Below are 5,929 nucleotides of genomic sequence, written 5' to 3'. Positions count from 1 at the left end.
GGGCGTCCAGCTCGTCCGGCGTCATCCGGCGGCGGGCTGCGCGGACGAGGGCCGCGAGCGCGGTGGCGTCGACCGGACGCTGGTCCGGGTCCTTGGCCGTCGCCCGCCGGACCACCTCGTCGAGCACCGCGGGCAGCCCGGGCACCCGCGAGGACGGCAGCGGTACCCCGGCGTGGACATGCTGGTATGCGACGTGGACGGGGTGATCCCCCGACACGGCCTTCGTGCCGGTGAGCATCTCGAACAGGAGTAGGCCGGCGGCATACACGTCGCTGCGGGCGTCGGCGATGCCGCGCTCGACCTGCTCGGGGGAGAGGTAGGCGGCGGTGCCGAGGAGGACGCCGCTCGTCGTCGCCGTCTTCGTCGTCACCGCGCGGGCCAGCCCGAAGTCGGCGACCTTGACGACGCCGTCCTCGCGGAGGATGACGTTCTCGGGCTTGACGTCGCGATGGATGATGCCGGCCTGGTGGGCCGCGCCGAGGGCAGCGAGGACGGGGAGGAGGATGTCGGTCGCCGCCCGGGGGGAGAGGGCCCCCTCGGCGTCGAGGACCTGCCGGAGCGTCTGGCCGGGGACGTACTCCATGGCGAGGAACATCTGCCCCCGGTCCTCGCCCTGGTCGAAGACGCCGACGACGTTGGGATGCGAGAGCCGGGCGGCCGACCGGGCCTCGCGGTGGAACCGGGCGACGAATGCGGGATCCTGGGCGAGGTCGGGCCGCATGACCTTGAGCGCGACCTCACGCTCGAGCCGGGTGTCGATGGCGAGGTAGACCGTGGCCATCCCGCCGTCGGCGAGGCGCTCGACGACGCGGTAGCGACCGTCGAGCTCGGTGCCGATCAAGGGGTCGGCCACGGCGGAGGACACTCGGCGATTCTAGGTCGAGATGCCGCCGGGGCCGGTCAGGCGAGGCTGTGGCGAGTGAGGTTGATGGTGTTCAGGTGACAGGTGTGCCTCAGTGTGAGGGCTGCGGTGGAGGCGTCAGCGAGGAGATAGGCCCTGGTCGCCGTCGAGATGTGACCAATCGGACCCTCTCGCCGACATCGCAGGGGAGTCCTCCGATGCACCTGGCCCTGCCGCTCCGACCGCCTTGTGGGGCCGTCCGGTCCATCGTGGTCGCCCGTCACCTCGGCGGTCGAGGTATCTGGTGACGTTCTGGTGGGGCGTGGTTGTCTACCTCGACTCGTTGGGCGTCTGTCCGGTCGAGGTATCTGGTGACGTGGCGGTGGGTTGGCGATACCTCGACTCCGGGGCCCTCCGTGGGGTCGAGGTATGTCGTGACGCTCCCGTGGGTTGGCGATACCTCGACTCGTTGGGCGTCTGTCCGGTCGAGGTATCTGGTGACGTGGCGGTGGGTGGCGATACCTCGACTCCGAAGGGATCTCGTGAGTCGAGGTGTGTGGTGACGCTCCCGTGGGGTCGGCATACCTCGATCGCGGGGTGCTCGGTTGGGTCGAGGTATGTGGCGACGTTCTGGTGGGTTGCACATACCTCGACTCCGAAGGGATCTCGTGAGTCGAGGTATGTGGTGACGCTCCCGTGGGTTGGCATACCTCGATCGCGGGGTGCTCGGTTGGGTCGAGGTATCTGGTGACGTGGCGGGTGGGCTGGGGATACCTCGACTCCGGAGGCTGACACGCCTACTCGACGCGAGAACGGGCCGGCTACCAGGCGGTCTCCATCGCGAGACGGCGCACCTCGATCGCGGGGTGCTCGGTTGGGTCGAGGTATCTGGTGACGTGGCGGTGGGTTGGCGATACCTCGACTCCGGAGGCTGACACGCCTACTCGACGCGAGAACGGGCCGGCTACCAGGCCGTCTCCATCGCGAGACGGCGCACCTCGGTCTTGCGACCGCCCTGAAGCGCGGCGATCGGGGTGCCCCCGGCGACCTCCGCGGGCGAGAAGAGCCAGCGGAGGATCTCCGCGTCGTCCATGCCACCGTCGGCGAGGACGGTGAACGTGCCCCGGAGCGAGGCGAGGGGTCCCTCCTCGTCGAGGAACGCCTCCGGCACCGCGACGACCGCGCGCTCGCCGATCCGGCCGGCGAGGAGAACCCGGTCCTCGATGAGCCGGCGCACGTCGGCAAGACGTATGCCGAGACGCTCGGCGAGGTCGGGAACGGTCACCCACGGCGCCGCGAGGGACTCCAGCGCGGCATCGACTCGGTCGGTCACGCATGCCAGCCTGTCACACGCCGCCCCCCGTGAGATCGTCCGATCGGGTCGGGCCACGCTCAGACGGACGGAGAAATTGCGTCCGGCCGGAGGAATTGCTCCGTCGCCACGCAAGTTCTCCGTCCGAGCCACGCAAGTTCTCCGTCCGAGCCACGCAAGTTCTCCGTCCGAGCCTCGCGTGCTCGGGCGTCAGGCCGAGCGGTCGGTCGTCGCCCGGACGAGGTCGGCAAGGACGGCGGTCGCCTCGGGGTCGAGGCCCGGAGCGTCGGCGAGGGCCTCGCGTGCGCGGTCGGCGAGGACGCTGATCTCCTTCTCGACGGCATCGACGGCACCGGAGGCGACGATGACCTCGCGCAGCGCCGCGACCTGTGCGGTGTCGAGATCGGGACGACCGAGGAGGTCGGTGAGCAGCCGGCGGCCGGGCGCGTCGGCGCCGGCGAGGGCGTGCGCGACGAGGACGGTGCGCTTGCCCTCGCGCAGGTCGTCGCCCGCGGGCTTGCCCGTCGTGTCCGGGTCGCCGAACACGCCGAGCACGTCGTCGCGCAGCTGGAAGGCATGACCGAGGTCGAGGCCGAAGCGCGACAGCACCGCCAGCGCGTCGCCGTCGACCCCGGCCGCCGTCGCCCCGATGAGGAGCGGGTGCTCCACCGTGTACTTCGCGCTCTTGTAGCGGATGACCCGGTGGGCCCGGGCGACCCGCTCGGCCTCCGGCAGGCCCGCCCACGGACGGGCGGACTCGACGACGTCGAGGAACTGCCCCGCCATGAGCTGGGTGCGCATCGTGTCGAAGGCTCGTCGCGCGCGAGCCAGCTCCGCCCCAGGCAGGCCGCACGTCGCATACAGCTCCTCGGTCCAGTTGAGACAGAGGTTGCCCGCGAGGATGGCGCCGGACAGCCCGAACCGCTCGGCGCTGCCGTCCCACCCGCGCTCCCGGTGCCGCGCGGCGAAGGTCCGGTGCGCGGCCGGCATGCCACGGCGGACGTCGCTGTCGTCCATGACGTCGTCGTGGATGAGGGCGGCCGCCTGGAAGACCTCCATCGCAGCCGCGAGCCGGACGAGGGCGTCGCTGTCGGGACCGCCGCCCGCGCGGTACCCCCAGTAGAGGAAGGCCGCGCGGATCCGCTTGCCCCCGCTCGCGAGGGTCGACACGGCGGCGACGAGGTCGTCGACGTCCGACCCCAGCTCGGCGAGGACCGTCCGCTGATGGTCGAGGAAGGCGTCGAGCGCCGACTGCACGCGAGCGCGCAGATCGACGGCATCGAGCGGGTTCCCCATGGACGCAGAGCCTACGCACTGGTGGACTGGACTACCCTCGCGGCCATGGTCTCGCCTCCTGTGACCCGGCCGTCCCCGAGCCGCCGGTCGGTCGTCGGGCGCCACCTCGTCGCGGAGCGTCCGGACGCCCAGCCGTCGATCCCCGACCTGCTGCGGGCCGACGGCGTCGCGGTGAGCTTCGAGTTCTTCCCTCCGAAGGACGACGCGGGGGAGGCCGCGTTGTGGGACGCCATCCGCATGCTCGAGCGCATGCGGCCGGCGTTCGTGTCGGTGACCTACGGCGCGGGCGGGACGACGCAGGACCGCACCGTGCGCGTCACCGAGCGCATCGCTCGCGACACGACGCTCACCCCCTTGGCCCACCTCACCTGCGTCGGGGCCTCGCGGACGGCCCTGCGGCACGTCGTCGGGCAGTATGCCGCGGCCGGCATCCGCAACGTCCTCGCCCTGCGCGGTGACCCGCCGGGCGACGCGCGAGGGACGTGGGTGCCGCACCCCGAGGGGCTCGACCACGCCGACGCGCTCGTCCGGATGCTGCGCTCGCTCGGGGACTTCACCGTCGGGGTCGCCGCGTTCCCGGACGTCCACCCCGAGTCAGGTGACCTCGACGAGGACGTCGAGACCCTTGTCCGCAAGGCGGACGCGGGGGCGACCTTCGCGGTGACGCAGATGGTCTTCGACGCCGACACCTACCTGCGCCTCCGCGACCGCGTCGCAGCCCGCCGGGACCTGCCGATCACACCCGGGCTCATGCCGGTGACGAACGTCAGACAGATCGCCCGGATGTCCTACCTCATGGGAACCCCGCTCCCCCCACGGATCGTCGAGCGCCTCGACGCCGTCGCCGACGACCCGACGGCCGTCGCGGCGGTCGGGGTGGAGATCGCGACCGAGCTGGGGGAGCGGATGATCGCCGAGGGGGCCCCGGGGCTGCACTTCATCACGATGAACCGTTCGACGGCCACCCTCGAGGTCCACGCCAACCTCGGCCTCGGGCCGGCGACGGAGCGCCCCGTCGCCTGACGTCGCGGCGAGGCGCTCCGTCCCGTCCGTAGGGCGGACTGGTCGACGGGCTCCATCGGCGACCGATCGGCAGGCTCCGTCGGCGGGACGGCGACAGAGGGTCCGGTCTGAAGAGCTCACATCACCATCGTCAGGCGACCTCCATCGGCTGGCCTCCGGTGATGCGCAGCAGCTCGTCGTAGGTCGTGGAGAAGACGACGTGGCTGTGTCCTGCCGCGGCCCAGACGGTGTCGTAGCGGCCGAGGGAGACATCGACGATGGTCCGCACCGGATGGGTGTGGCCGACGGGCGCGACCCCGCCGATCGTGAAGCCGGTCCGCTCCCGGACGAACTCGGCTCCGGCCCGGTCGACGCGGGCGAGATCCGCCAGAGCGGCGACCCGCTCCTGGTCGACCCGGTGGCCCCCGGAGGCGAGGACGAGGAGGGGCTCGACCCTGCCGTCGAGCGTCGTCGCGGCGAAGACGAGGGAGTTGGCGATCTCCGCGGGAGTCACCCCGATGGCCTCGGCGGCCGCCGCGGCGGTCCGCACCGCGTCGGGGAGGTAGAGCACGGTGGGCGTCAGGTGGTTGGCCGCCAGGATCCCGAGCACCCGGGCCACGCCGGGATGGCTGCTGAGGTCGCGTCCGGAAGCGGCGCCGGCTCCGTTGTCGGTGGCTTCGGGGATCGTCATGGACGAAGGGTAGTGACCGGCGACGTCGACCGGTGGACATTGCGATCGGGAGGTATGCCATGAGGTTTCCCCTTGACGTGACGGTGGACAGATGTACCATTGTCGTGTTCGAACAACTGTCTATATTGCTCCACTGACAGGGGTTCGAGACCACCGCAGAGGGAGGACCCTCGACCCGTCGTCCCCTGCGATGGTCACCCATCGATGCGGCTCCGGCCCGCCCGGGCGCCTCGACCCCGCCCGTCCTCGGGCCGGAGCCGTATCGCACTCGACCCAGCCGAGCCCGCCGCGTGCGCCTGCACGGGCGCGGGCCGATCCGCCCTGCCCGGGCAGCGTCCCGGCCGACCCGCGAGGAGCCCACCCATGACCCGCCGCTATGACGAACCCATCGAGGTCACCAGTGCCTTCGCCGACCCCGACCGGGCCGACCCGGAGGCCTTCATCTGGCGAGGGCGACTGTTCGTCGTCCGAGCCGTCCTCGACCGCTGGCACGAGCGCCGGGTCTGGTGGCGCGAGACCGGTATGCCGGACGGGGCCCGCCCGCCCGCCCCCACACGACGCACCGGGGTGGCGCTCGCCGAACCGGTGGCCGAGGCATCGGCTGAGCCGGTGGCAGAGACACTCGCCGCCCCGACCGGCGTCGGCCGCTCAGGCGACCCGACCGGTGGCCGTCGTCCCGACGCCCCGGCCGGTGCCGGCCGCACCCACGCCCCGGCCGGTGCCGGCGGTGGCGACCTGGTCGACGGGGTAGGGCTGGGCGACGCCGCCGCCGACCGGGAGCGGCAGG

General features: G+C 72.2%; 6 protein-coding genes. 2 read left to right on the top strand and 4 right to left on the bottom strand.

The window, feature by feature from the left end:
• The 3 genes from BN12_RS21855 to BN12_RS21845 all read right to left on the bottom strand — a co-directional run.
• The coding region (locus BN12_RS21855; protein ID WP_048555644.1) for a protein kinase domain-containing protein at positions 1–865 on the bottom strand (865 nt) is incomplete at its 3' end.
• 940 nt (positions 866–1,805) lie between these two features.
• Complete coding sequence (locus BN12_RS21850) at positions 1,806–2,174, bottom strand: Rv2175c family DNA-binding protein (protein WP_048555643.1); 369 nt, start codon at positions 2,172–2,174, stop codon at positions 1,806–1,808.
• A gap of 189 nt (positions 2,175–2,363) precedes the next feature.
• Complete coding sequence (locus tag BN12_RS21845; protein WP_048555642.1) at positions 2,364–3,449, bottom strand: polyprenyl synthetase family protein; 1,086 nt, start codon at positions 3,447–3,449, stop codon at positions 2,364–2,366.
• Between the two features lie 45 nt (positions 3,450–3,494).
• Between BN12_RS21845 and metF the strand changes: the two genes are divergently transcribed.
• A complete protein-coding gene (gene metF / locus BN12_RS21840; protein ID WP_083455071.1) occupies positions 3,495–4,472 on the top strand; it encodes a methylenetetrahydrofolate reductase [NAD(P)H] in 978 nt (325 codons plus the stop codon).
• Between the two features lie 130 nt (positions 4,473–4,602).
• Here metF and BN12_RS21835 read toward each other — a convergent pair whose 3' ends face one another.
• Positions 4,603–5,142 (bottom strand): YbaK/EbsC family protein, encoded by a 540-nt coding sequence (locus BN12_RS21835; RefSeq protein ID WP_083454849.1) that lies wholly within the window; start codon positions 5,140–5,142, stop codon positions 4,603–4,605.
• 363 nt (positions 5,143–5,505) lie between these two features.
• Here BN12_RS21835 and BN12_RS25635 point away from each other — a divergent pair.
• Positions 5,506–5,929, top strand: a 424-nt coding sequence (locus tag BN12_RS25635) for a DUF6504 family protein (RefSeq protein ID WP_048555641.1), incomplete at its 3' end; no start/stop codon positions are given.

Source organism: Nostocoides japonicum T1-X7, assembly GCF_001046855.1.
GTDB classification, from domain to species: domain Bacteria; phylum Actinomycetota; class Actinomycetes; order Actinomycetales; family Dermatophilaceae; genus Nostocoides; species Nostocoides japonicum.
Note: the sequence above shows the minus strand (reverse complement) of the source record. Positions and strands in the feature narration are given on the sequence as shown.

What these genes read in the sequence shown, in the direction of transcription:
- BN12_RS21835 (WP_083454849.1), bottom strand. Translation starts at nt 5,142, where the DNA reads ATGACGATCCCCGAAGCCACCGACAACGGAGCCGGCGCCGCTTCCGGA.
- BN12_RS21845 (WP_048555642.1), bottom strand. Translation starts at nt 3,449, where the DNA reads ATGGGGAACCCGCTCGATGCCGTCGATCTGCGCGCTCGCGTGCAGTCG.
- metF (WP_083455071.1), top strand. Translation starts at nt 3,495, where the DNA reads ATGGTCTCGCCTCCTGTGACCCGGCCGTCCCCGAGCCGCCGGTCGGTC.